We start from the raw sequence: 22,282 nt of genomic DNA on the forward strand, positions 1-22,282 counted from the left end.
GCCGGACATGAACGGCCGCTAAGGTTATGCGCGCGAGTCTGCCACGTGACGCAGCGCTGTCGGGACGCCGTGGGGCATCTCACCGCCGCATCGGCGCCGGCGCTGCGTCCGCCGGTGCCGGCGTCGCGCCGGCCGGCGCGACGGGCAGCGGCAGGGTCGGCCGCCGTTCCTGCCGTGGCATGCCGAACCGCAGGCCCACCGGGTCGGTACGCGCCACCCCGGGGTCGAAGAACCGCAGTTCGGTACGGCCGATCCGGATCACGTCACCGTCGGTGAGGCGGGCCACCCCGCTGGTCCGGAGGCCGTTCACCCAGGTGCCGTTCGTGGAGCCGAGATCCGCCAGGGAGACTCCCTCGCCGGTCAGCCGGATCTCGACGTGCCGGCGGCTCAGGTGCGGATCGTCGACGACGATGTCGACCGCCGGATCGCGGCCGATCACCTGCGGCTGGTGACTGAGTCGAAAACCGAGCCCGCGCATCGGCCCGGTGGCCACCGTCAGCAGTGGCATCAGTTGCGGAATTTCCTCCATGGCAGTCAGACCTCCACCCGGCGCGCGGCCACCCCCGGGTCAGCCTGCCACCACCGAGTGGCCGCCTCCAATACCCGGCCGGGCAGCTATGAGTCACCGCCCGGGTACCTACCGTTCGGCCCTCCGGCGGAAGGGACCGCGGCCCGCCCAACGGCAACCGCGTGCCATGCGCTTCAGCGCGCGGGTGCTCGATCGGGTTCGCCCCGGTTCCGCACCCCTACCGGCGAGTAGGTATCGGGTCTAGACTTCCGCCATGACGGCTGTGCGGCTCCCCGGCACCCCGGTTATCGAAGGCGGTCACCTGATCTCGACCAGCCCGGCGACGGGCGGCGAAGCCGGCCGCGTCCCGGTCGCCACCCCGGCGGACGTCGAACACGCGGTCGAGCGGGCCCGCGCCGCCGGCCAGTGGTGGGCGGGGCTCGGCTTCACCGGGCGACGCGAGCGGCTGCTGCGCTGGCGGCGGCTCATCGCGCAACGGATGGAGCAGCTCGCCGAGCTGGTGCACGCCGAGGGGGGCAAGCCGGTCGCCGACGGCCTCGTCGAGATCCTGACCGCCGTGGAACACGTCGACTGGGCGGCCCGCAACGCCCGCCGGGTACTGGGTCCCCGCCGGGTCCGCTCGCGGCTCATCCTGGCCGAGTTCTCGGCTCACCTGGAATACCAGCCGCACGGCGTGGTCGGCGTCATCGGCCCCTGGAACTACCCCGTCCTCACCCCCATCGGCTCCGCCGCGTACGCGCTGGCGGCTGGCAACGCGGTGGTCTTCAAGCCCAGCGAGTACACCCCGGTCGTCGGGCAGTGGCTGGTCGACAGCTTCGCCGAGGTGGTGCCCGAGCAGCCGGTCTTCGCCACGGTGCACGGGCTCGGCGACGTCGGCGCCGCGCTCTGCCGCGCCGGTGTCGACAAGCTCGCCTTCACCGGCTCCACGGCGACCGCGAAGAAGGTGATGGCGGCCTGCGCCGAGTCGCTGACCCCGGTGCTGCTGGAGGCCGGCGGCAAGGACGCGATGATCGTGGACTCCGACGCCGACCTGGACGCCGCGGCCGAGGCAGCCGTCTGGGGCGCGATGACCAACGCCGGCCAGACCTGCATCGGCATCGAGCGGGTCTACGCCGTGCAGCCCGTCTTCGACGCCTTCGTCGACAAGGTGGTCGAGCGCGCCGGCCGGCTCACCGTCGGCCCGGAGGACGCCGATGTCGGTCCGATCACCATGCCGAGCCAGCTCGACGTCATCCGCCGGCACATCGACGACGCGCTGGCCCGCGGCGGTCGCGCCGCGCTGGGCGGACCGGACGCGGTGCAGCCGCCGTACGTGCGCCCGACCGTGCTGGTGGACGTGCCGGAGGACTCCGCCGCGGTCCGCGAGGAGACCTTCGGCCCCACCCTGACCGTCAACCCGGTCCGGGACGTGGACGAGGCGATCGCCCGGGCCAACGCGCTGCCGTACGGCCTGGGGGGTTCGGTCTTCGGCCGGCGGCGCGCGGTGGCGATCGCCCGGCGACTGCGCTCCGGCATGGCCTCGGTCAACTCGACCCTCACCTTCGCCGGCATGTCCACGCTGCCGTTCGGCGGGGTCGGCGAGTCAGGTTTCGGCCGGATCCACGGCGAGGACGGGCTACGCGAGTTCGGCCGGGCCAAGGCGGTGACCCGCCGCCGGGCCCGCTCGCTGCTGCCCTCGACCACCTTCGAGCGCACCCCCGCCGACGTGGCCCGCCTGGTCAAGGCGGTCAAGATGCTGTACGGCCGGGGCTAGAAGAGCGTCAGCTCGTCGCGCTCGATGCCGCGCAGCCGGTCGTAGTCCACCACCACGCAGCGGATCCCCCGGTCCGTGGCGAGCACCCGGGCCTGTGGCTTGATCTCCTGCGCGGCGAAGACCCCGGCGACCGGGGCGAGCAGCGGATCCCGGTTGAGCAGTTCGAGGTAACGGGTGAGCTGCTCCACTCCGTCGATCTCGCCCCGGCGCTTCACCTCGACCGCGACGGCCCCCTGGTCGGCGTCCCGGCAGAGCAGGTCGACCGGGCCGATGGCGGTCATGTACTCGCGGCGGACCAGGGTGTAGCCCTCGCCCAGCGTCTCCGGGTTGGCCGCCAGCAACTCCTGTAGGTGCGCCTCGACCCCGTCCTTGCGCAGCCCCGGGTCCACGCCCAGGTCGTACGAGGTGTCCTGGAAGATCTCCTCCAGGGTGATCCGCAGCTCCTCGCCGGCCTTGTTGACCACCCGCCAGACGCCGGGGGCCTCCTCCAGCCGGCATGGCGGGCTCATCCAGTTCAACGGCTTGTAGGCCCGGTCGTCGGCGTGGATGGACACCGACCCGTCCGCCTTCACCATCAGCAACCGGGTGGCCGGCGGCAGGTGAGCCGAGAGCCGTCCGACGTAGTCCACCGAGCACTTCGCAATCACCAACCGCACCCGACGAGGGTAGCGGAGCCACCGGGATTCGCCGCCGAGCGCCACTGGCGCGCCGGTGCGATGCTGGGACCGTGTTCGAATTGCTCACCGGTACCGGCCTCGCCGCCTCGGCGGGGCTGAACGCGTACATCCCGCTGTTGGTGACGGGGCTGCTGGCCCGGTACACCAGCGTGATCGACCTGCCCGCCGGGTGGGAGTGGCTGGGTAACGGCTGGATGCTGACCGTCCTGGCGGTGCTGCTCGTCGTCGAGTTCGTCGCCGACAAGGTGCCGGTGGTCGACCACGTCAACGACGTGGTGCAGACGGCGATCCGGCCGACCGCCGGCGGCCTGGCGTTCGGCGCCGGCACGGCCGCCGAGACGGTCACGGTGAGCGACCCGGACAGCTTCTTCGCCAGCAGCGGCCAGTGGCTACCGGTGGTGGTCGGCGCGCTCATCGCCCTCGGCGTACACCTGCTCAAGTCCGCCGCCCGGCCGGTGATCAACGCCACCACGGCCGGGTTCGGCGCCCCGGTGGCGAGCACCGCCGAGGACGCCACCAGCGTGCTGATGTCCCTCGTCGCGATCCTCCTGCCGGTGCTGGTGCTGGCGTTCCTGGTCGGGTTCGTGTTCTTCCTGATCTGGTTCCTGCGGCGTTGGAGGGAGCGCCGCCGGGAACGAGCGGCGGCTCGGGCCGCCGGCTTCCGGGTCTGATTCCGGTACGCGGGACCACGGTTCACGGCTGAGCTGAGATCATCTCCCGGTGCGCGTGAAGATCTCCCCCGTCCCGCTCGTCGCGGTCCTCGTCGCCCTGCTCGGCGCGGTGGCGCTGCTGGTCGTCATGAACCCGCGGCACCAGGCGGAGAATGCCGGCCGGCCACCCACCTCGGACCGGGCCGCGGAGATGGCTGTCGACAGAGAGCCGGACGGTGCTGCGGAACCCACGCCGACGGGCATCTCGACGCCGTCGCCGGAGGCAGCCGTCCTGCCCGGCGCGACCCGGGCCGGAACCCGGCCGCCGGTGCTCGACCATGGTCCGCGCACCGGCAACAAGGTGGCGCTCACCTTCGACGCGGACATGACCGACGCCATGCGGTACCAACTGCGCTCCGGTGCCGTGCGGTCGTACGCGAACCTGAAGATCATCGACCTGCTGGAGCGGGAGGAAGTGCCGGCGACCTTCTTCCTGACCGGCAAGTGGGTCGAGCAGTACCCGCAGGTGACCCGGCGGCTCGCCGGCAACCCGCGGTTCGAGTTGGCCAACCACACGTACGGGCACCTGGCCTTCACCCCGGACTGCTACGGCCTGCCACGGATCGCCCGGCGCGAGATGACCGCCGACGTGGCCCGGACCTTCGACGTGGTGGGTGCGTACGGGGGACGGCAGACCCGCTACTTCCGTTTCCCCGGCCTCTGCCACGACCGCACGGCCCTGACCGAGCTGGCACCGCTCGGCCTCACCGTGGTCGACGGCGACGTGGTCAGCGGGGACCCGTTCGCGACCTCCTGGCGACCGATCGTGCGCGCCGTGCTGGCCGGCGTACGCCCCGGCTCGGTGATCGTCCTGCACGTCACCGAGGCGAACGCGCCGATGACCGACGAGGCGCTGCCGCACATCCTGGCCGGACTGGCCGAGCGTGGCCTCGAGCCGGCTCCCCTCTCCGAGGTGCTCGACATCGGGTAGGGCCACCGCCGGGTCGGTTACCGGTCGTTCGCCTCGCGGATGACGGTCACCAGCTCGTCGATGATGCCGGTCAGCGCGAAGTCCTTCGGCGTGAAGACCCGGGCCACCCCGGCGGCGCGCAGTTGCTCGGCGTCCGGGGCGGGGATGATGCCGCCGACCACCACCGGCAGGTCGGGCCGGCCGGCGGCCCGCAGGCCGTCGAGCACGGCGGGCACCGCCGCCAGGTGCGAGCCGGAGAGCACGGAGAGCCCGACCAGGTCGACGTCCTCCTCGACGGCGGCGGCGACGATCTGCCCGGCAGTGAGCCGGATGCCCTGGTAGACCACCTCGAAGCCGGCGTCGCGGGCGCGTACCGCGATCTGCTCGGCGCCGTTGGAGTGCCCGTCCAGGCCGGGCTTGCCGACCAGCAGGCGCAGCCGTCCGCTGCCCAGTTCGCGGGCGGTCGCGGCGACCCGCGCGCGGAGCGCGGTCAGCTCCGCCCCACCGCCCGAGGCGGCGCCACCGGCCAGCCCGGTGGGCGCCCGGTACTCGCCGAAGATTTGGCGCAGCGCGCCGGCCCACTCGCCGGTGGTCACCCCGACCCGCACGCATTCCAGAGTGGCGGCCATCAGGTTCTCCTCGGTCGCGGCGGTCGCCCGCAGCCGGGTGAGTGCCGCGTCCACCGCCGCCGCGTCCCGGTCGGCCCGCCACCGGCGTACGGACTCCGCCGCGGTCGCCTCCACCGCCGGGTCGACCTGCTCGACCGCCTCGGCTCCGGCTGCGGTCAGCGGTGACGGCTCGGTCCCGGTGAACCGGTTGACGCCGACCACCACGTCGCTGCCGACCTCCATCCGGTGCCGCCGCTGCGCCAGCGAGGCGACCAGCGCGCTCTTGAGGTAGCCGGTCTCCACGGCGGCGACCACGCCACCCATGTCCAGCACCTTCGCCAGTTCGACCCGGGCGCCGCCGACGATCCCGTCGACCAGCGCGGTCATCACGTGCGAGCCGGCGAAGAGGTCCGGGTATTCCAGCAGATCCGACTCGTACGCGAGGACCTGCTGCATCCGCAGCGACCACTGCTGGTCCCACGGGCGGGGCAGGCCGAGCGCCTCGTTCCAGGCCGGCAGCTGCACCGCGCGGGCCCGCGCGTCCCGGGAGAAGGTGACCCCGAGCATCTCCAGCACGATGCGCTGGACGTTGTTCTCCGGCTGGGCCTCGGTCAGGCCGAGCGAGTTGACCTGTACGCCGTACCGGAAGCGGCGCTGTCTCGGGTCCTCGACGCCGTACCGGTCCCGGGTGATCTCGTCCCACAGCGCGCCGAAGGCCCGCATCTTGGCGATCTCCTCGACGAACCGCACGCCGGCGTTGACGAAGAACGAGATCCGCTGCACCACGTCACCCATCCGCTCGGCGGGCACCTGCCCGGAGTCGCGGACCGTGTCGAGCACGGCCACGGCGGTGGCCAGCGCGAAGCCGACCTCCTGCACCGGCGTGGCACCGGCCTCCTGGAGGTGGTACGAGCAGATGTTGACCGGGTTCCACCGCGGCATCTCGCGCAGCGTGTACGCGATCACGTCGGCGGTCAGCCGCAGCGACGCGGCCGGCGGGAAGATGTACGTGCCCCGGGAGAGGTACTCCTTGATGATGTCGTTCTGCGTGGTGCCGGCGCAGCGGGACAGCTCGGCACCCTGCTCGGTGGCGACCGTGCTGTAGAGGCCGAGCAGCCACATCGCCGGCGCGTTGATCGTCATCGAGGTGTTCATCTCGGCCAGCGGAATGCCGTCGAAGAGCGCCCGCGCGTCGCCCAGCTGCGACACCGGGACACCGACCCGGCCGACCTCGCCGACGGCGAGTTCGTGATCGGGGTCGTACCCGGTCTGGGTGGGCAGGTCGAAGGCGACCGACAGGCCGGTCTGCCCCTTCGCCAGGTTGCGGCGGAAGAGCGCGTTGGTCGCCGCCGCCGACGAGTGCCCCGCATAGGTCCGCATCACCCAGGGGCGGTCGCGCTCCGGCAGCCGGCCCGGGAGTGCCTTCTCGTCCATGGCCGGAGTTTAAGTTACCGTTCAGTAAAACGGTCTGTGGAAAACCGCACAGCTCGATAGGCGCGGCACCGGGGCAGGTGGCGGGCCGGCACAGGACGCCCGCCATGGCTCGGACCACCACCCCCGGTGGTCAGGCCGGATGACCGGGGGTCGCACACTTGACGGCATGAGTGACGACGTCGCGATCCACGTCCGGGGGCTGCGCAAGGCGTACGGCGACAACATCGCGGTGACCGACCTGGACCTGGACGTCCACCGGGGCGAGGTGTTCGCGCTGCTCGGGCCGAACGGTGCGGGCAAGACCACCACCGTGGAGATCCTGGAGGGCTACCGCCGCCGGGATGCCGGCGAGGTACGGGTCCTCGACGCCGACCCGGCCGAACCCGCCCCCCACTGGCGCGGGCGGGTGGGCATCGTGCTCCAGGGCACCGGCGAGTTCGACGAGCTGACCGTCGCCGAGGTGGTGCACCACTTCGCCGGCTTCTACCCGGACGCCGACGACCCGGACAAGGTGATCGCCCGGGTCGGGCTGACCCGCAAGGCCACCGCCCGTACGCACACCCTCTCCGGCGGGCAGAAGCGCCGGCTCGACGTGGCGCTGGGCATCATCGGCCGCCCCGAGCTGCTCTTCCTCGACGAGCCGACCACCGGCTTCGACCCGGAGGCCCGGCGCGGGTTCTGGGAGCTGATCCGGGACCTCTCCGCCGCCGGCACCACCATCGTGCTCACCACCCACTACCTGGACGAGGCCGAGGCGCTCGCCGACCGGGTGGGGGTGATCGCCAGCGGTCGGCTGGTCGAGGTTGCCGCGCCGAACCGGCTGGGCAACCGGCAGGAGGCGCTGGCCACCGTCTCCTGGCGTACGCCGGAGGGCAGGATCGAGAGCGCGGAGAGCGCGACGCCGACGGCGCTGGTGACGGAGTTGGCCGCGCGCTTCGGCGGTGAGGTGCCCGGCCTGACCGTCACCCGGCCCACCCTGGAGGACATCTACCTGCGGATGATCGGACACCGATGACCACGACCACCAAGCCGGCGGCCCCGGTCGCCGCCGCTCCCCCAGCCCGTCGGCTCGGGCCGACCAGCCTCGCCCTGCGCCAGGGCCGCCTGGAGATCCGGCAGTTCCTGCGCAGCCGGGAGTCCGTCGTCTTCACGCTGGGCTTTCCGGTCATCATGGTGCTGATCTTCGCCTCGATCTTCGACGACGACCTCGGCTTTGGGGTCAGCTACACGCAGTACTTCATCACTGGCATGATCGCGACCGGCCTGATGACGGTCAGCTTCCAGAACCTCGGCATCTGGATCCCGATCGAACGGGACCGGGGCGTGCTCAAGCGCTACCGGGGCACGCCGATGCCGAAATGGGTCTGGTTCGCCGGCAAAGTGATCATGGTGCTGGTGGTCGGTGTGGCGATGACCGCCCTGCTGCTCGCCGTCTCGGCGACCCTGTTCGACCTGAACCTACCCAGCACCGCGGCGGCCTGGCTGACCTTCGGCTGGGTCAGCGCGCTGGGCATCACCGCCTGCACGCTCTGCGGCATCGCGATCTCGTCGCTGGCCCGTACCGCCCGCAGCGGCTCCGCGGTGGTCACCCCGATCGCGCTGGTGCTCCAGTTCATCTCCGGGGTCTTCTTCGTCTTCACCAACCTGCCGCCCTGGATGCAGCAGGTGGCGGCCCTCTTCCCGCTCAAGTGGATGTGCCAGGGGCTGCGGGCGGTCTTCCTACCGGAGAGCTTCGGCGCCCACGAGCCCGGCGGCTCCTTCGAGCTGGGCCGCGTCGCCCTGGTGCTCGGCGCCTGGTGCGTGATCGGCCTGGTGCTCTGCCTGACCACCTTCCGCTGGACCACCCCCCGCCACACCTGAGGTGCAAGGAGCTGAGGTGCAAGGAGGGGCCCCCTATTAACGCCTCCGGTAGAGGAAGGGCCCCCTATTAACACTTTGCCGAGCACGCGCCCGGCACCGCGCCGAGCGCGCCAGCGCCACGCTGCGCATGCCCAGTGCCGTGGGCGGCAGCGCCGCACGCCGTTAATAGGGGGCCCCTGCTATGCACCAGGCGTTAACAGGGGGCCCCTCCTTACATCTCAGTAGGTGTAGAAGCCTTGGCCGGTTTTGCGGCCCAGGTCGCCGGCGGTGGCCATGCGCTGGAGCAGCTCCGGCGGGAAGAACTTCTCGTCGGCGGTGTCGGTGTAGATGTTGCGGGTCGCGTTGAGCAGCACGTCGACGCCGGTCAGGTCGACGGTGGCGAGCGGGCCCATGGCGTGCCCGAAGCCGAGCTTGCAGGCGGTGTCCAGGTCCTCGGCGGAGATCACGCCCGCCTCGACCAGCCGGACCGCCTCCATCGCCAGGGCGCTGATCAGCCGGGTGGTGACGAAGCCGGCGATGTCCCGGTTGACCACCACCACGGTCTTGCCGATCTCCTCGGCGAAGGACTTCGCCGTGGCCAGGGTGGCGTCGCTGGTCTTGTAGCCGCGGACCAGCTCGCAGAGCTTCATCATCGGCACCGGCGAGAAGAAGTGGGTGCCGACGACCGCCTCGGGCCGCTCGGTGACCGCCGCGATCTGGGTGACCGGGATGGCCGAGGTGTTGGTGGCCAGCACGGCGTCCGCCTTGCAGATCTTGTCCAGCGCCCGGAAGACCTCGTGCTTGATCTCCAGCCGCTCGAAGACCGCCTCGACCACGAGGTCCGCCTCCGCCGCCGCCTCCAGATCGGTGGTCGGGGTGATCCGCCCGAGCGCCGCCTCGACGTCGGCCGCGTCGATCCTGCCCTTTTCCGCGAACTTCTCCAGCGACCTCCGGATGCCGTCCAGGCCACGCCGCGTCGCCGCGTCGTCCAGATCCCGCAGTGTCACCTGCCAGCCTGCCTGCGCCGCCACCTGGGCGATACCCGAGCCCATCAGCCCGGCACCGACGACCGCGAGTCGACCCGCCATCTGCCTCTCCCTCGCTGCGATTGAGTTTCTCCCTGCACCCTAATCGGCGAGCCTGAACGGAGGCTAAGGCGGCTCAGATGGTCAGCTCCGGCTCCTCCGGTGCGGTGGCCCGCTCGACCTCGATGCCGAGCGCCCGCAGGTCGGCCACGAAGTCGGGATAGCCCCGGTCGACGTGGTGCACGTGGGAGACCTCGGTCACCCCGTCGGCGCAGAGCCCGGCGATGATCAGGCCGGCGCCGGCCCTGATGTCGGTGGCCCGCACCGGCGCTCCGGAGAGCCGATCCCGGCCGCGTACCACGGCGTGGTGCCCGTCGGTCTTGATGTCCGCGCCGAGCCGCATCATCTCGTTGGCGAACATGAAGCGGCCGTCGAAGATGTTCTCGGTGATCAGTGAGGCGCCGTCGCTGAGCGCGGCGAGCCCGATCGCCATCGGCAACAGGTCGGTCGCGAAGCCCGGGTAGGGCAGGGTCACCACGTCGACCGCCCGGGGCCGGTCGTCCATGCGTACCCGGAAGGCGTCCGCCCGGGTCTCCACCAGCCCGCCGGCCGCGACCACCTTGTCCAGCGCGACCTCCAGGAACGCCGGGTCCAGCCCGGTCACGGTGACGTCGCCGCGGGTCATCGCCGCCCCGAAGGCCCAGGTCCCGGCGACGATCCGGTCGCCCACCGTGGCGTGCCGGACCGGCTGCAACCGGGGTACGCCGACGATGCTGATGGTGGAGGTCCCCTCGCCCTCGATCAGCGCGCCCATCCGCTGGAGCAGCGTGCAGATGTCCACGATCTCGGGCTCGCGGGCGGCGTTCTCGATCACGGTCCGGCCGTTGGCCAGCACCGCCGCCATGACCAGGTTCTCGGTCGCCCCGACGCTGGGGAAGTCGAGCACGATCTCGGCGCCGTGCAGCCCGTCGGGCGCGGAGGCGATCACGAAACCGTGCTCGCCGGAGATGTCGGCGCCCATCCGGGTCAGGCCGGAGATGTGCATGTCCAGGCCCCGGGAGCCGATCGCGTCGCCGCCCGGATGGGCCACCCGGACGTACCCGCGCCGGGCCAGCAGCGGGCCGAGCACGCAGATCGACGCGCGCAGCCGGCGGACCAGGTCGTAGTCGGCCTCGACGCCCGGCCGCTCCGGCACGTCGATGGTGACCGACCGGGACCGGGCCACCCCGCCGGCCGCCACCATCGGGTCGACCGGATCGTCCGCGTCGAACCGTACGCCGCAGCCGAGGCGGCGCAGCACCTCGCCCATGATGGCGATGTCGGTGATCCGTGGCACGTTGGTGATCACGCTTCGGCCGGGGGCGAGCAGCGCGGCGGCCATCAGCTTCAACGCCGAGTTCTTCGCCCCCACCACGTGTACGCTGCCGGCGAGCCGGGCTCCGCCGCGTACCCGGATGACGTCGACGTCGGCGACCGCGGCATCACCCGCGTCGCCCGGGCCGACCCCGGCGGACCAGCCCGTGCCCGTCGCCGGCCGTGCCGGGATGGTCAGGTCTGGTATCCGTAGGCTGTGCGTCATGGCCGTCCACCTCACGCGCATCTACACCAAGGCCGGCGATGCCGGCATGACCAGGCTGAGCAACAACGAGCAGGTGCCGAAGGACGATCCCCGGATCGCCGCGTACGCCGATGTCGACGAGTGCAACGCCGCGATCGGCGTGGCACTCGCGCTGGGCCAACTCGACGACGAGCTGCGAACGGTGCTCGGGCCGATCCAGAACGACCTCTTCGACGTGGGGGCCGACCTGTCCACGCCGGTCGAACCGGACCCGAAGTACCCGCCGCTGCGGGTCACGGAGGCGTACGTGGAGCGTCTGGAGGGCTGGTGCGACGAGTACAACGGGCGCCTGAGCAACCTCGACTCCTTCATCCTCCCCGGCGGCACCGCGGGCGCGGCGCTGCTGCACGCGGCGCGGACGATCGCCCGGCGCGCCGAGCGGTCGGCATGGGCCCTCGTCGCGCACGACCCCGACCGGACCAGCCACCTCCCGGCAAAGTATCTCAACCGGTTGTCAGATCTGCTCTTTATTCTGGCAAGAGCGGCAAATCCGGACGGAGATGTGCTGTGGGTGCCGGGCGGAGGCCGTTGACCGTCGGAGCACTGCACCACGTGGAACTCTGGGTACCCGACCTGGGCGCGGCAATGCGCAGTTGGGGCTGGCTCCTCGGTGAACTGGGCTGGGCACCGTTCCAGGACTGGCCGGCCGGCCACTCCTGGCGGCTCGGCCCGACGTACCTGGTGCTGGAGGAGTCACCCGCGCTGTCCGGTCGACGGCATGACCGGCTCGCCCCCGGCGTGAACCACCTGGCCTTCCACGCCGGCCCGCCCGCCGCCGTGGACCGGCTGGTCGAGCAGGCCCCGGCGTACGGCTGGGAGCTGCTCTTTGCCGACCGCCACCCGTACGCCGGTGGCCCCGAAACCTACGCCGGGTACCTGGCCGACGGGCAGGGGTACGAGGTCGAGTTGGTCGCTTCCGTCTGAATTGCCGCTGGCCGGCACCCGGGTCGGGTGCCGGCCAGCGGCTTCGGGTTTGCGGGGGTCAGCTGTTCCAGTACTGGGCGACCAGGTCGGCGGCCTGCTGCTCCCACTGGGCGTAGGCGTCCGGGTAGGCCGAGACCTGCACGGTCTGAGCGGCCTCGGTCAGCGGCAGGTCCTGCCACCCGTCGACCTGCTTGAGGCCCTTGAGGAAGGCCAGGGTCGAGTACTCGGGGTCGGTGATCTGCTCCGCGCTACCCCAACCGCTCGACGGGCGCTGCTGGAACAGGCCCAGCGAGTCGTGGTCGTTACGGTCGCCGAGGTGGCCCAGGTTCTCCAGCTTCGACTCCTGGAGGCTGGTCGCGATCGACACCACCGCTGCCCGCTCGGGCAGGCCCGCCTTCTTGGTCGCGGCGATGATCGCCTTCGCGTTCGAGACCTGCTCGTCGTTCAGGTCGATCTTCGACTGCGCGCCCTGCACACCGTGCGGGATCAGCTTGCCACTGTCCGACCTGCCGGCCTGCGCTGCGACCGGGGTACCGGCCACCGGGCCAGCGTCGGCGTTGGCGGCGATCGGACCGGCGAAGACACCACCGGCGAAGGCCAGACCAGCAACACCAAGAACGGTCCTACGGAAGATCGTGTTCATGTCAAAGCTCCATTCGGGGGTTGGCGCACACACCGATGGGGGTCGGGATCGCGTGCGCAAGCACCGTCAGGCGCTCGAAGAAGGGGAAGTCCGGTCAGCACGCGGGGGCAGAGCCCTCTTCGCGGCGTCGGGACCATGTATAACGACCGGCGGCCCGCCATCATTCCGGGTCGCGCACACCCGCCTCGGCGGGCATCTTCCTCGGTCGTTCAGGGGTCTCCAACGCCCCCCGCCCGCCCACCATTCCGGCCCGGCCAAGTCGGCAGACCGGACACCAACCATCAGACCACCGGATCGGTGACGCAGGCGTGAGCGGGGACCGGGCAAGCTCCGACCAGCGCCGTCACCTGCGCGAGACGAGTTGCCGGACCGTCCCGAACAGGACGGGCCACGCGCCCGGGGCGATGATGCCCACGCACGACAACAGGGACCATTCGAGACGACCCAGGGCCTCGGGGGGAGTCAGGCGGCGGGCCAGTCCTGGGAGGCCACACGTGGCGAGGCCGCCCCCGGAGGGGCGGCCTCAAGCCAGGAGAGGAATCCGGTGACGGTGGATCGCGCCATGGCGATCTCGACCGGAGCGTGTCGACTGGTACAGCGGAGGATGATCCAGTCGGCCGGCATGGACATCCGTTCCTGCCCCTCCGGCAGACGCCGTCGCTCCACGGTCAGCCCGTCGCGGGACAACACCCGCTTGGGCCGTACGGCGAAACTGAACATCCGGTACCAGCGGAGCTCGTCGCCGAGGAACCGGCCGAAGCCGGGCGACCAGCCCCGGCCGTCGAGCATGGTGGAGGTCCGGACACTGAGCCGGATGATGCCTCCGCTACGGGTGACGAGGGCCCGCCGGATGAAGAGGAACAGGATCGCGCCGAGGATCACGGCGAAGCCGATTCCGATCCCTTCGACGATCTCCATCGGCGGGTCGGCTCAGTTGCCCTGGGCGGCCGAGGCCGGGGTCGCGCTCTCGGCCAGCACGGTGACGCCCCGCTCGCCGACCGAGAGGAAGCCACCGGCCACGTCGTAGGCGACCTGCTCGCCCCCGGGGAGCTTGATGCGCACCTGGCCCGGCTCGGCGAGTTGGCCGAGCAGCGGCGCGTGCCCCGGCAGCACACCCAGCTCACCCTCGGTCGTACGGGCCATCACCATCTCGGCCTCGCCGGACCAGACCTTCTCCTCGACGGCCACGAGCTGGACGTGGAGCTGCTGTGCCACGCTGTCTCCTTTTTGCGGCGGCGGATTGGGGAAAGTCTAGTCCCGACCTGGTCGTGTTCTTCATGCGGGTGCCGAGACCTGCACCACGATCAGGTCTTGTTCACGAGTTTGGGATGTTCGAGCAGGAACGGATCCAGCAGCTCCTTCTCCAGGGCGACGAAGAAGTCTTCCACCTCGGGTACGAACTTCTCGCCGAGGTATTTGCCGTTCTCGGTGACGCCGCCGCCCGGCAGCTTGATCATCTGGATGTTGCCGGGCCGGATGTCCTTGAGCGCGAGACCGAAGTCGACCACGCTGTGGCCCCGGCCGTTGAAGATCAGCGACTCGCCCGCCGCCCGGAGCACCTTGTCCAGCTTCACCGGGTTGGTCACCACGTCGGAGCTGAACGCCTGGCTGGCCATTGCCTTGACGAACTGCTGCTGGTGCCGCTGCCGGCCGTAGTCGCCGTCCGGGACACCGCTCGAAGGGTAGCGCTGGCGGACGTAGTCCAGCGCCTGCCAGCCGCTCAGGTGCTGCTTGCCCTTCGGGTAGACCGCCTGCGGCCCGATGTAGCCCCCACCGCCCGGCTTGCCCTTGCGGTGCTTGCCGTCCGGCTCCCGGTGCTCGGAACGGACCTCCCGCTCGATGTTCATCGTGACGCCGCCCATGGCGTCGACGATCTTTTGGAAGCCCGAGAAGTTGATGATCGCACCGGCGTCGAAGCGCTTGATCCCGGTGACTCTCTGGACGGTGACGGCGAGCAGTTCGAAGCCACGTGCCGCATCCGGCTTCCCGCCGGGCACCCGGCTGCCGAAGGACATCGCGGCGTTCAGTTTGGTGGTGGCGCCGTTGAACTCCGCCTTGGGGAACGCCGGGATGTCGACGTAGAGGTCACGCGGCAGGGAGAAGAGGTACGCCCGGTCCATCTCCTTCGGCACGTGCAGAACCATGATGGCATCGCTCAGCGGCGGGGTGTCCTCGTCGCGCGGGTCGATGCCGACCAGCAGGATGTTGAGCGGCCCCTTGATGTCGCTCTTGCGCTCGCCGCCGCCGGCCGCCTCGTCGCCGAAGAGGTCCGCCTTGCCGATCGCGCCCTCGTAGCGGGCCATCAGCGCCTCGGCGCCGACCAGCGACGTCCCGCTGAGCATCATCAGGACCACGCCGAAGACCGTGCAGAACCGCGCCCAGCCGGGCACACCCCGCCACATCGACGATTTCCCACCGCGCTTGCCGTTCCTGCCGGCCTTGCCCACCTGTGTCTCCGTTCGTCACGCCCGCTGGGAGATACGGGCGTGCGTAGCGAATGGTTGAGATCGATCACCGCTCATCGGCGCATGAGCGTGGCTAGACGGTATCTCGCGGCCGGCGCAATCGCCGACTCCGGGAAACCGGGCAGCGGCGATCGTACGTCCCGAAGATGAACAGAAGGCCGCCCCGGCGTTACCGGGACGGCCTTTTCTGTGTTCGTGTCGAAGGGTCAGCCCTTCATCAGCTCGGCGGCCTTCTTCTCCAGGTCGTCGAGCCCACCGCACATGAAGAACGCCTGCTCGGGGAAGTGGTCGTACTCGCCCTCGCTGATCTTCCGGAACGCCTCGATGGTCTCCTTGATCGGGACCGTCGAGCCCGGCACGCCGGTGAACTGCTCCGCCGCGTAGGTGTTCTGCGACAGGAAGCGCTCGATCCGTCGGGCCCGCCCCACGGTGATCTTGTCTTCCTCGGAGAGTTCCTCGATACCGAGGATGGCGATGATGTCCTGCAGGTCCTTGTAGCGCTGCAGGATCCGCTTCACCTCGGTGGCCACCTGGAAGTGGTCCTGGCCGACGAACTCGGCGGCGAGGATCCGGGACGAGGACGCCAGCGGGTCCACCGCCGGGTAGATGCCCTTGTCGGAGATCGACCGCTCCAGGTTGGTGGTCGCGTCCAGGTGGGCGAAGGTGGTGGCCGGGGCCGGGTCGGTGTAGTCGTCCGCCGGCACGTAGATCGCCTGCATCGACGTGATGGCCTGCCCCTTGACGGAGGTGATCCGCTCCTGCAGCTCACCCATCTCGTCGGCCAGGGTCGGCTGGTAACCCACCGCGCTCGGCATCCGGCCGAGCAGGGTGGAGACCTCGGAACCGGCCTGGGTGAAGCGGAAGATGTTGTCGATGAAGAGCAGCACCTCCTGCTTCTTCACGTCGCGGAAGTACTCCGCCATGGTCAGCGCGGAGAGGGCGACCCGCAGCCGGGTGCCCGGCGGCTCGTCCATCTGGCCGTAGACCAGGGCGGTCTTGTCGATGACGCCGGAGTCGGTCATCTCGTGGATCAGGTCGTTGCCCTCGCGGGTGCGCTCGCCCACGCCGGCAAAGACCGAGGTGCCACCGAAGTTGCGGGCCACCCGGGTGATCATTTCCTGGATGAGCACCGTCTTGCCCACGCCGGCACCGCCGAACAGGCCGATCTTGCCGCCCTTGACGTACGGGGCGAGCAGGTCGATGACCTTGATGCCGGTCTCCAGCATCTCGGTCTTCGGCTCCAGGTCCGCGAAGGCCGGGGCCTTGCGGTGGATGCCCCAGTGGTCGTCGGCCTCGATGGTCTCGCCCTCGGTGAGGTTGAGGCACTCGCCGATGGCGTTGAAGACGTGGCCCTTGACCGCGTCGCCGACCGGCACCTTGATCGGGCCGGCGGTGTCGCGCACCTCGGCGCCCCGGACCAGGCCGTCGGTCGGCTGCATCGAGATCGCGCGGACCAGGTTGTCACCCAGGTGCTGGGCGACCTCCAGGGTCAGCGTCTTCTCGCCGCCGGAGAGGGTCACGTCCACCTTGAGGGCGTTGAACAGGTCCGGCATGGCGTCGCGCGGGAACTCGGCGTCGACGACCGGGCCGATGACCCGGACCACGCGACCGGTGGCCGTCTTGGTCTCTGCTGGTCCTCCAGCAGTGGAAACAGTCATCACACTTCACTTCCCGACGCGGCCAGCGCGTTAGCGCCGCCGACGATCTCGCTGATCTCCTGGGTGATCCCGGCCTGGCGGGCCGAGTTCATCTCACGCGTGTACTTCTCGATCATTTCTTCGGCGTTGTCGGTGGCGCTCTTCATCGCCCGCCGCCGGGCCGCCGACTCGCTCGCCGCCGACTCCAGCAACGCCGCGTAGATCCGCGTGTTGATGTACTTCGGCAGCAGCGCGTCGAGCAGCGCCTCGGGGTCCGGCTCGAAGTCGTAGTCCGGCAGCACGCCGGGGGCGGCCTCCGACCGGGGCCGCTCCTCGACCTGCAACGGCCCGATGATCCGGGTGACCGGGGTCTGGGTCATCAGGGACTTGAACTCGGTGTAGACGATGTGCAGCTCGTCCACCCCGAGCACGCCGTCCTCGCCAGGGTCACCGTCGACATCGTCCGCGCCGGCCGTGAACGCCTTGATCAACGTCTCGCCCACGGTACGGGCGTCGGCGAACGACGGCTGCTCGGAGAAGCCCGTCCAGCTGGCCTCGATCGGCCGGTTGCGGAACCGGTAGAACGACACGCCCTTCCGCCCGATGACGTAGAGCACCGGCTCCTTGCCATCGGCGTGGAGCCGGGCGATCAGCGACTCCGCGGTCTTGATGGCGTTGGAGCTGTAACCGCCGGCCAGACCCCGGTCGGCGGTGACCAGCAGGACGCCCGCCCGCCGCACCCGCTCGCGCGCGGTGAGCATCGGGTGGTCGATCCGCGCGTTGGACGCCAGCGCCGTGAGGACGCCGGTGATGGCCCGGGCGTACGGCAGGGACGCCTCCACCCGGGCCTGGGCCTTGGCGATCCGGCTCGTCGCCACGAGCTCCATCGCCTTGGTGATCTTCTTCATCCCCTTCGCCGAGCGGATCCGTTGACGAAGAACACGTACCTGCGCCGCCATGGCCCGGCCCTACTTCTTCTGGGCCGGTGCTCCGCCGCTGTAGCGGGTGACCGTCTCGTGCTCGGCCTCGCCCTCCAGCGGCGCCGCCGGCGCCTCGTTGATCGTGCGCTCGTCCTCACGGCCGAGGAAGCCCTGCTTGAACTCCGTGATGGCCGTGTCGAGGGCGGCGACGATCTCGTCGTCCCACTTGTTGTCGGCGATCGCCAGCAACGTGGCGTTCTGCTTGCGCCGCAGGTGCTCCAGGAACTGCGTCTCGAAGCGCCGGACCTCACCGACCGGGACGTCGTCCAGCTTGCCCTCGGTGCCGGCCCAGACCAGGACGACCTGCTCCTGCACCGGGTACGGCGCGTAGTTCGGCTGCTTGAGCAGCTCCACCAGGCGGGCACCACGGTCCAGCTGGGCCCGGGAGGCCTTGTCCAGGTCCGAGGCGAAGGCGGCGAACGCCTCCAGCTCGCGGTACTGGGCGAGGTTCAGCCGCAGCGAGCCGGCGACCTTCTTCATCGGCTTCACCTGCGCGGCGCCACCGACCCGGGAGACCGAGGTGCCGACGTTGATGGCCGGCCGGACGCCCTGGTTGAACAGGTCGGTCTCCAGGAAGATCTGGCCGTCGGTGATGGAGATGACGTTGGTCGGGATGAAGGCCGAGATGTCGTTGGCCTTCGTCTCGATGATCGGCAGGCCGGTCATCGAGCCGCCGCCCAGCTCGTCGGAGAGCTTCGCGCAGCGCTCCAGCAGCCGGGAGTGCAGGTAGAAGACGTCACCCGGGTACGCCTCGCGGCCCGGCGGGCGACGCAGCAGCAGCGACACGGCGCGGTACGCCTCGGCCTGCTTGCTCAGGTCGTCGAAGACGATCAGCACGTGCTTGCCGCCGTACATCCAGTGCTGCCCGATGGACGAGCCGGTGTACGGGGCGAGGTACTTGAAGCCGGCCGGGTCGGAGGCCGGGGAGGCGACGATGGTGGTGTACTCCATCGCGCCGGCCTCCTCCAGCTGGCCCTTGATCGAGGCGATCGTGGAGGCCTTCTGGCCGATGGCGACGTAGATGCAGCGGACCTGCTTCTTCGGGTCGCCGGAGGCCCAGTTCTCCCGCTGGTTGAGGATGGTGTCCAGGGCGACCGTGGTCTTGCCGGTCTTGCGGTCACCGATGATCAGCTGCCGCTGGCCCCGACCGATCGGGGTCATCGCGTCGACCGCCTTGATGCCGGTCTGCATCGGCTCGGAGACGGACTGCCGGGCCATCACGTTCGGGGCCTGGAGCTCCAGCTCCCGATAGCCCTCGTTGGCGATCTCGCCGAGGCCGTCGATCGGCTGGCCGAGCGCGTCGACCACGCGACCGAGGAAGCCGTCGCCGATGGGCACGGAGAGCACCCGGCCGGTGCGCTTGACGCGCTGCCCCTCCTCCAGCCCGGAGTAGTCGCCGAGGACGACGACACCGATCTCCCGGACGTCGAGGTTCAGCGCCACGCCGAGCGTGCCGTCCTCGAACTCCAGCAGCTCGTTGGTCATGGTCGAGGGCAGCCCCTCGACGTGGGCGATGCCGTCGCCGGTGTCGGCGACGGTGCCGACCTCCTCACGGGAGACGTCGGGCGAGTAGGAGGAGACGTAGCGCTCCAGGGCGCCGCGGATGTCCTCCGTCGAGATGGTCAGCTCGGCCATCCTCTGCTTCCTTAAGTATCAGGGGCCCGGGATACCTAGTACCGACCGGTCCTCGGGTCGACTGTCGTTCCGGGCGCTTCGCGGGGTGCTGGTCAGCGCTTCGCTAGCGCGTTGCGGGTCTCGTTGAGGCGGCGCAGGATCGTCCCGTCGTACAGGTCCGAACCCACCCGGACGCTCGCTCCGCCGAGGATCGTCGGGTCAACCGTAAACTTCACGGCGACCGCTCGGCCGTAGATGGCCGAGAGCTGGTCACCCAGCCGGCGTTCCTCGTCCTCGGTCAGTGGCGCCGCGACGGTCACGTACGCGACCTGCCGGTCGCGCCGCTCCGCCGCCAGCTCCACCAGCCGGGTCAGCGCGGCGGAGACCGAGCGACCGCCGAAGCCGGCCAGCGCCGCCTCGACCAGTCGCACCGTCACCGGCCGGGCCTTGTCCGTCAGGAGCATCCCGACCAGGTCGGCCCGCTGGGCCACCGGCGCGATCGGGTCGGAGAGGGCGTTGGAGAGCTGCGGGTTCGCGGCGACCAACTGGCCGAAGCGGAACAGCTCGTCCTCCACCTCGCCGAGCTCGCCGGCGCGTTCCGCGCTGCCGAGCAGCGCCTGCACGCCGAGGCGCTCGGCACCGTCGAGCAGCTCCGACGGTGCCGACCACCGGCCGGCGACCAGCGCGCCGAGCAGGTCGAGCGCGTCCGTGCCGACCTTGCCGGAGAGCACCGAGGTCAGCAGGCCGGTCCGGTCCGCGCCGTCCCGGGCCGGGTCGGAGAGCGCCCGGCGCAGCCGGACCTCACGCCGCAGCAGATCCGCCACGGCGAGCAGTTCGGCGCCGGTGGTGGCGACCGCCGACGACTCGGCGCCCCGGACGTACTCCTCCAGCCGCTGGACGACAGCGCTGTAGGACTCCCGGCTGGCGGCCTGCATCAGCGGGCCCCCGCGCTCTCAAGACCGGTGAGGAACCGCTCGACGGTGCCCTTGCGGCGGGCCTCGTCGGCGAGCGACTCGCCGACGATCCGGCTGGCCAGGTCGACCGCGAGGCCGCCGACCTCCGCGCGCAGCTCGCGCACGATGGTCTGCCGCTCCACGGCCAGCGAATCCCGGCCGGCGGCGATGATCCGGTCGGACTCCTCCCGGGCCTTGGCCAGGATGTCGGTGCGGATCGACTCGGCGTCGGCCCGGGCGTCGTCCCGGATCCGGGCCGCCTCGGTACGCACCTCGGCGAGCTGGGCCCGGTACTGCTCCAGCAGCTGGTTGGCCTCGGCCTGGGCCGCCTCGGCACGTTTGAGGCCGCCCTCGATCGCGTCGACCCGCGCCTGGTACATCGCCTCCATGCGCGGCAGGACGAACTTCATCAGGACGAAGCAGAGCAGGGCGAAGGCGATCGACCCGATGACGAGCTCCTGCCAGATCGGCACGAGCGGGTGGTGCTCCACGCCTTCAGCGGCGAGATACATGTCAGACCTCCGGGTCGACTAACGGACGGTCAGCTGACGGCGAAGGCGAGCACCAGGCCGAACAGCGCGAGCGCCTCGACCAGCGCGAAGCCCAGGACCAGCCAGGTGCGGTTGTAGCCGGCGGACTCCGGCTGCCGGGCGCTGGCCTGGATGTAGGCCGCGAAAACCAGGGCGACACCGATACCGGGGCCGATGGCGGCGAGGCCGTAGCCGATGGTGTTGACGTTGCCGGCCACTTCGGCAATAACAGTCATTGCGGGTATTCCTCCTAGTAGACGCATGAATCTCACGCGTACGCGGTCTTACCGGAAGCTTGGCCGGGCCGGGCGGCCCGCCGAAGTCAACGTGGGTCAGTGCTCGGCGGCGAGCGAGCTGCCGATGTAGTTGGCGGTCAGGGTGACGAAGACGTAGGCCTGCAGGAGCGCGACCAGCACCTCGAAGAAGGCCATCAGGATCGCCATCGCGAACGCGGCGAGCGACGACACCTGGACGAAGAGATTGTCCGAGGCGAGCATCACGAAGCCGCCGACGGTGAACACCAGCAGGATCAGGTGACCGGCGAACATGTTCGCGAAGAGTCGCACCGCCAGCGTGACCGGCCGGACGATGAACGTCTGGAGGAACTCGATCGGAATCAGCAGAAAATGCATCGGCCACGGGATGCCCGGCAGGATCAGGCTCTGCTTGAGGTATTGGCCCAGGCCGTGCTTGCGGACGCCGATGTAGAGGTACATCACGTAGGAGATCAGCGCTAGCACGATCGGGAAGGCGATGTGCGAGTTCGGTGAGATCTGCAACCCGGGGACGATGCCGAAGAGGTTGGTCACCAGGATGAAGCAGAACAGCACGGTGAAGTAGGGCGCGAAGCGGATCCCGTCCTTGCCCATCTGCTCACGGGCGATGTTGTCCCGGACCAGGCCGTAGATGGACTCCGCATACCACTGGCCCTTGCTCGGCACGAGCTTCGGGTTCCGGTAGGTGGCCATGAAGAAAATGATCAGGAGCCCGACGGCCAGCCAGATCATGAGGGTGAACTTGGTGACCCACGGGCCGGCCAGATCCGGCGGGTAGAAATCGTTGACGCTCGGGGGCCAGGGAAGGCCCTCTGCGGCGACAAGCTGTCCACTCACCGTGTCATCCTCCGCACTCGACAGACCCGCGTGTGCCGGCACTCAGGCACTGAGCCTCTTCATGATCAGGTAGATCGCTCCGGCTGCGCCGAGCATCATGCCCACGGCGATCCCGACGCCGGTCGGCAGACCGAGGAATCCCTCCGCCAACCAGCCGAGGAATCCCCACACCACGATGCCGGCGAGCAGGTAGCCAAGAACGGCTCCGGCAACGCCTTCCGACGAGTGCTCGTCGGAGCTTCCGCGGTGAGGGTTGTCGGCCATGACGAGGCGAACACTATCAGTCGGGTGTTTCGCGAGTGTGCGGCACCCCCCACACTG

Annotated in this window: 24 protein-coding genes; 7 read left to right on the forward strand and 17 right to left on the reverse strand. The window is 70.3% G+C overall.

Translation table 11 applies throughout. The annotated features are described in order from the left end of the window. Positions 1-79: 79 nt before the first annotated feature. On the reverse strand, positions 80-529 hold the full coding sequence (locus ACQPYA_RS25830) for an FHA domain-containing protein (RefSeq protein ID WP_433529658.1): 450 nt from the start codon (positions 527-529) through the stop codon (positions 80-82). 253 nt (positions 530-782) lie between these two features. Between ACQPYA_RS25830 and ACQPYA_RS25835 the strand changes: the two genes are divergently transcribed. Further along, entirely contained in the window at positions 783-2,282 is a 1,500-nt protein-coding gene (locus ACQPYA_RS25835) for an aldehyde dehydrogenase family protein (RefSeq protein ID WP_433529659.1), read from the forward strand. On the opposite strand, the gene nucS is transcribed toward ACQPYA_RS25835, so the two are convergent. Beyond that, a complete protein-coding gene (nucS, locus tag ACQPYA_RS25840; protein ID WP_433529660.1) occupies positions 2,279-2,938 on the reverse strand; it encodes an endonuclease NucS in 660 nt (219 codons plus the stop codon). The genes ACQPYA_RS25835 and nucS overlap by 4 nt on opposite strands. Positions 2,939-3,009: 71 nt before the next feature. Here nucS and ACQPYA_RS25845 point away from each other — a divergent pair, with 71 nt between their 5' ends. Both ACQPYA_RS25845 and ACQPYA_RS25850 read left to right on the forward strand, forming a co-directional pair. Next, a complete protein-coding gene (locus ACQPYA_RS25845) occupies positions 3,010-3,630 on the forward strand; it encodes a DUF4126 domain-containing protein (RefSeq protein ID WP_433529661.1) in 621 nt (206 codons plus the stop codon). Positions 3,631-3,679: 49 nt separating this feature from the next. Then, positions 3,680-4,600, forward strand: a complete 921-nt coding sequence (locus tag ACQPYA_RS25850) for a polysaccharide deacetylase family protein (protein ID WP_433529662.1) — start codon at positions 3,680-3,682, stop codon at positions 4,598-4,600. A gap of 17 nt (positions 4,601-4,617) precedes the next feature. On the opposite strand, the gene ACQPYA_RS25855 is transcribed toward ACQPYA_RS25850, so the two are convergent. Beyond that, complete coding sequence (locus ACQPYA_RS25855) at positions 4,618-6,621, reverse strand: protein meaA (RefSeq protein WP_433529663.1); 2,004 nt, start codon at positions 6,619-6,621, stop codon at positions 4,618-4,620. A gap of 166 nt (positions 6,622-6,787) precedes the next feature. Here ACQPYA_RS25855 and ACQPYA_RS25860 point away from each other — a divergent pair, with 166 nt between their 5' ends. Together ACQPYA_RS25860 and ACQPYA_RS25865 are read left to right on the forward strand one after the other, a co-directional pair. Further along, positions 6,788-7,636 carry an ABC transporter ATP-binding protein gene (locus ACQPYA_RS25860; protein WP_433529664.1) on the forward strand — a complete coding sequence of 283 codons (849 nt, stop codon included), beginning with the start codon at positions 6,788-6,790 and terminating at the stop codon, positions 7,634-7,636. Continuing rightward, positions 7,633-8,481, forward strand: coding sequence for an ABC transporter permease (locus ACQPYA_RS25865; protein WP_433529665.1), 849 nt, complete (start codon positions 7,633-7,635; stop codon positions 8,479-8,481). Before ACQPYA_RS25860 ends, ACQPYA_RS25865 begins: the two co-directional genes overlap by 4 nt. 218 nt (positions 8,482-8,699) lie before the next feature. Here ACQPYA_RS25865 and ACQPYA_RS25870 read toward each other — a convergent pair whose 3' ends face one another. Beyond that, a complete protein-coding gene (locus ACQPYA_RS25870) occupies positions 8,700-9,548 on the reverse strand; it encodes a 3-hydroxyacyl-CoA dehydrogenase family protein (RefSeq protein ID WP_433529666.1) in 849 nt (282 codons plus the stop codon). Between the two features lie 73 nt (positions 9,549-9,621). Beyond that, the gene (gene murA, locus ACQPYA_RS25875) at positions 9,622-11,064 is read right to left on the reverse strand and encodes a UDP-N-acetylglucosamine 1-carboxyvinyltransferase (protein WP_433529667.1); all 1,443 of its coding nucleotides are present in this window, start codon (positions 11,062-11,064) and stop codon (positions 9,622-9,624) included. Here murA and ACQPYA_RS25880 point away from each other — a divergent pair. Together ACQPYA_RS25880 and ACQPYA_RS25885 are read left to right on the forward strand one after the other, a co-directional pair. Further along, positions 11,063-11,635, forward strand: a complete 573-nt coding sequence (locus ACQPYA_RS25880) for a cob(I)yrinic acid a,c-diamide adenosyltransferase (protein WP_433529668.1) — start codon at positions 11,063-11,065, stop codon at positions 11,633-11,635. The two genes, murA and ACQPYA_RS25880, sit on opposite strands and share 2 nt — an antisense overlap. Further along, the gene (locus tag ACQPYA_RS25885) at positions 11,611-12,027 is read left to right on the forward strand and encodes a VOC family protein (protein WP_433529669.1); all 417 of its coding nucleotides are present in this window, start codon (positions 11,611-11,613) and stop codon (positions 12,025-12,027) included. The genes ACQPYA_RS25880 and ACQPYA_RS25885 overlap by 25 nt, the downstream gene beginning before the upstream one ends. A 58-nt stretch (positions 12,028-12,085) precedes the next feature. On the opposite strand, the gene ACQPYA_RS25890 is transcribed toward ACQPYA_RS25885, so the two are convergent. The 12 genes from ACQPYA_RS25890 to ACQPYA_RS25945 all read right to left on the reverse strand — a co-directional run bounded on the left by ACQPYA_RS25890 (position 12,086) and on the right by ACQPYA_RS25945 (position 22,225). Continuing rightward, positions 12,086-12,670, reverse strand: a complete 585-nt coding sequence (locus ACQPYA_RS25890; protein WP_433529670.1) for a hypothetical protein — start codon at positions 12,668-12,670, stop codon at positions 12,086-12,088. A gap of 462 nt (positions 12,671-13,132) precedes the next feature. After that, complete coding sequence (locus ACQPYA_RS25895) at positions 13,133-13,588, reverse strand: DUF2550 domain-containing protein (protein ID WP_433529671.1); 456 nt, start codon at positions 13,586-13,588, stop codon at positions 13,133-13,135. Positions 13,589-13,600: 12 nt separating this feature from the next. Beyond that, complete coding sequence (locus ACQPYA_RS25900) at positions 13,601-13,885, reverse strand: F0F1 ATP synthase subunit epsilon (protein ID WP_433529672.1); 285 nt, start codon at positions 13,883-13,885, stop codon at positions 13,601-13,603. An 89-nt stretch (positions 13,886-13,974) separates the two neighbouring features. Next, a complete protein-coding gene (locus ACQPYA_RS25905) occupies positions 13,975-15,072 on the reverse strand; it encodes an LCP family protein (RefSeq protein ID WP_433533621.1) in 1,098 nt (365 codons plus the stop codon). 269 nt (positions 15,073-15,341) lie between these two features. Further along, a complete protein-coding gene (atpD, locus tag ACQPYA_RS25910) occupies positions 15,342-16,793 on the reverse strand; it encodes a F0F1 ATP synthase subunit beta (RefSeq protein WP_433529673.1) in 1,452 nt (483 codons plus the stop codon). Continuing rightward, positions 16,793-17,731: a F0F1 ATP synthase subunit gamma gene (locus ACQPYA_RS25915; RefSeq protein ID WP_433529674.1), complete on the reverse strand. Its 939-nt coding sequence runs from the start codon at positions 17,729-17,731 to the stop codon at positions 16,793-16,795. Before ACQPYA_RS25915 ends, atpD begins: the two co-directional genes overlap by 1 nt. A gap of 9 nt (positions 17,732-17,740) precedes the next feature. Continuing rightward, the gene (gene atpA / locus ACQPYA_RS25920; RefSeq protein ID WP_433529675.1) at positions 17,741-19,387 is read right to left on the reverse strand and encodes a F0F1 ATP synthase subunit alpha; all 1,647 of its coding nucleotides are present in this window, start codon (positions 19,385-19,387) and stop codon (positions 17,741-17,743) included. Positions 19,388-19,479: 92 nt separating this feature from the next. Then, positions 19,480-20,301, reverse strand: a complete 822-nt coding sequence (locus ACQPYA_RS25925) for a F0F1 ATP synthase subunit delta (RefSeq protein WP_433529676.1) — start codon at positions 20,299-20,301, stop codon at positions 19,480-19,482. Next, positions 20,301-20,831, reverse strand: coding sequence for a F0F1 ATP synthase subunit B (locus ACQPYA_RS25930; RefSeq protein ID WP_433529677.1), 531 nt, complete (start codon positions 20,829-20,831; stop codon positions 20,301-20,303). Before ACQPYA_RS25930 ends, ACQPYA_RS25925 begins: the two co-directional genes overlap by 1 nt. 29 nt (positions 20,832-20,860) lie before the next feature. After that, positions 20,861-21,085, reverse strand: coding sequence for an ATP synthase F0 subunit C (gene atpE, locus ACQPYA_RS25935; RefSeq protein WP_433529678.1), 225 nt, complete (start codon positions 21,083-21,085; stop codon positions 20,861-20,863). 96 nt (positions 21,086-21,181) lie between these two features. Further along, on the reverse strand, positions 21,182-22,003 hold the full coding sequence (gene atpB / locus ACQPYA_RS25940) for a F0F1 ATP synthase subunit A (protein WP_433529679.1): 822 nt from the start codon (positions 22,001-22,003) through the stop codon (positions 21,182-21,184). After that, positions 22,004-22,225, reverse strand: a complete 222-nt coding sequence (locus tag ACQPYA_RS25945) for a hypothetical protein (RefSeq protein WP_433529680.1) — start codon at positions 22,223-22,225, stop codon at positions 22,004-22,006. Between the last annotated feature and the right edge of the window lie 57 nt (positions 22,226-22,282).

This window comes from Micromonospora sp. CA-263727, assembly GCF_050942455.1.
In the GTDB taxonomy this organism is placed as follows: Bacteria; Actinomycetota; Actinomycetes; order Mycobacteriales; family Micromonosporaceae; genus Micromonospora.

Bases quoted from the DNA above. Each gene is read 5' to 3' on its own strand.
- ACQPYA_RS25830 (WP_433529658.1), bottom strand. From the start codon at position 529: ATGGAGGAAATTCCGCAACTGATGCCACTGCTGACGGTGGCCACCGGG.
- ACQPYA_RS25835 (WP_433529659.1), top strand. From the start codon at position 783: ATGACGGCTGTGCGGCTCCCCGGCACCCCGGTTATCGAAGGCGGTCAC.
- ACQPYA_RS25855 (WP_433529663.1), bottom strand. From the start codon at position 6,621: ATGGACGAGAAGGCACTCCCGGGCCGGCTGCCGGAGCGCGACCGCCCC.
- ACQPYA_RS25860 (WP_433529664.1), top strand. From the start codon at position 6,788: ATGAGTGACGACGTCGCGATCCACGTCCGGGGGCTGCGCAAGGCGTAC.
- ACQPYA_RS25865 (WP_433529665.1), top strand. From the start codon at position 7,633: ATGACCACGACCACCAAGCCGGCGGCCCCGGTCGCCGCCGCTCCCCCA.
- ACQPYA_RS25870 (WP_433529666.1), bottom strand. From the start codon at position 9,548: ATGGCGGGTCGACTCGCGGTCGTCGGTGCCGGGCTGATGGGCTCGGGT.
- ACQPYA_RS25880 (WP_433529668.1), top strand. From the start codon at position 11,063: ATGGCCGTCCACCTCACGCGCATCTACACCAAGGCCGGCGATGCCGGC.
- murA (WP_433529667.1), bottom strand. From the start codon at position 11,064: ATGACGCACAGCCTACGGATACCAGACCTGACCATCCCGGCACGGCCG.
- ACQPYA_RS25890 (WP_433529670.1), bottom strand. From the start codon at position 12,670: ATGAACACGATCTTCCGTAGGACCGTTCTTGGTGTTGCTGGTCTGGCC.
- ACQPYA_RS25895 (WP_433529671.1), bottom strand. From the start codon at position 13,588: ATGGAGATCGTCGAAGGGATCGGAATCGGCTTCGCCGTGATCCTCGGC.
- ACQPYA_RS25905 (WP_433533621.1), bottom strand. From the start codon at position 15,072: ATGTGGCGGGGTGTGCCCGGCTGGGCGCGGTTCTGCACGGTCTTCGGC.
- atpD (WP_433529673.1), bottom strand. From the start codon at position 16,793: ATGACTGTTTCCACTGCTGGAGGACCAGCAGAGACCAAGACGGCCACC.
- ACQPYA_RS25915 (WP_433529674.1), bottom strand. From the start codon at position 17,731: ATGGCGGCGCAGGTACGTGTTCTTCGTCAACGGATCCGCTCGGCGAAG.
- atpA (WP_433529675.1), bottom strand. From the start codon at position 19,387: ATGGCCGAGCTGACCATCTCGACGGAGGACATCCGCGGCGCCCTGGAG.
- ACQPYA_RS25925 (WP_433529676.1), bottom strand. From the start codon at position 20,301: ATGCAGGCCGCCAGCCGGGAGTCCTACAGCGCTGTCGTCCAGCGGCTG.
- ACQPYA_RS25930 (WP_433529677.1), bottom strand. From the start codon at position 20,831: ATGTATCTCGCCGCTGAAGGCGTGGAGCACCACCCGCTCGTGCCGATC.
- atpE (WP_433529678.1), bottom strand. From the start codon at position 21,085: ATGACTGTTATTGCCGAAGTGGCCGGCAACGTCAACACCATCGGCTAC.
- ACQPYA_RS25945 (WP_433529680.1), bottom strand. From the start codon at position 22,225: ATGGCCGACAACCCTCACCGCGGAAGCTCCGACGAGCACTCGTCGGAA.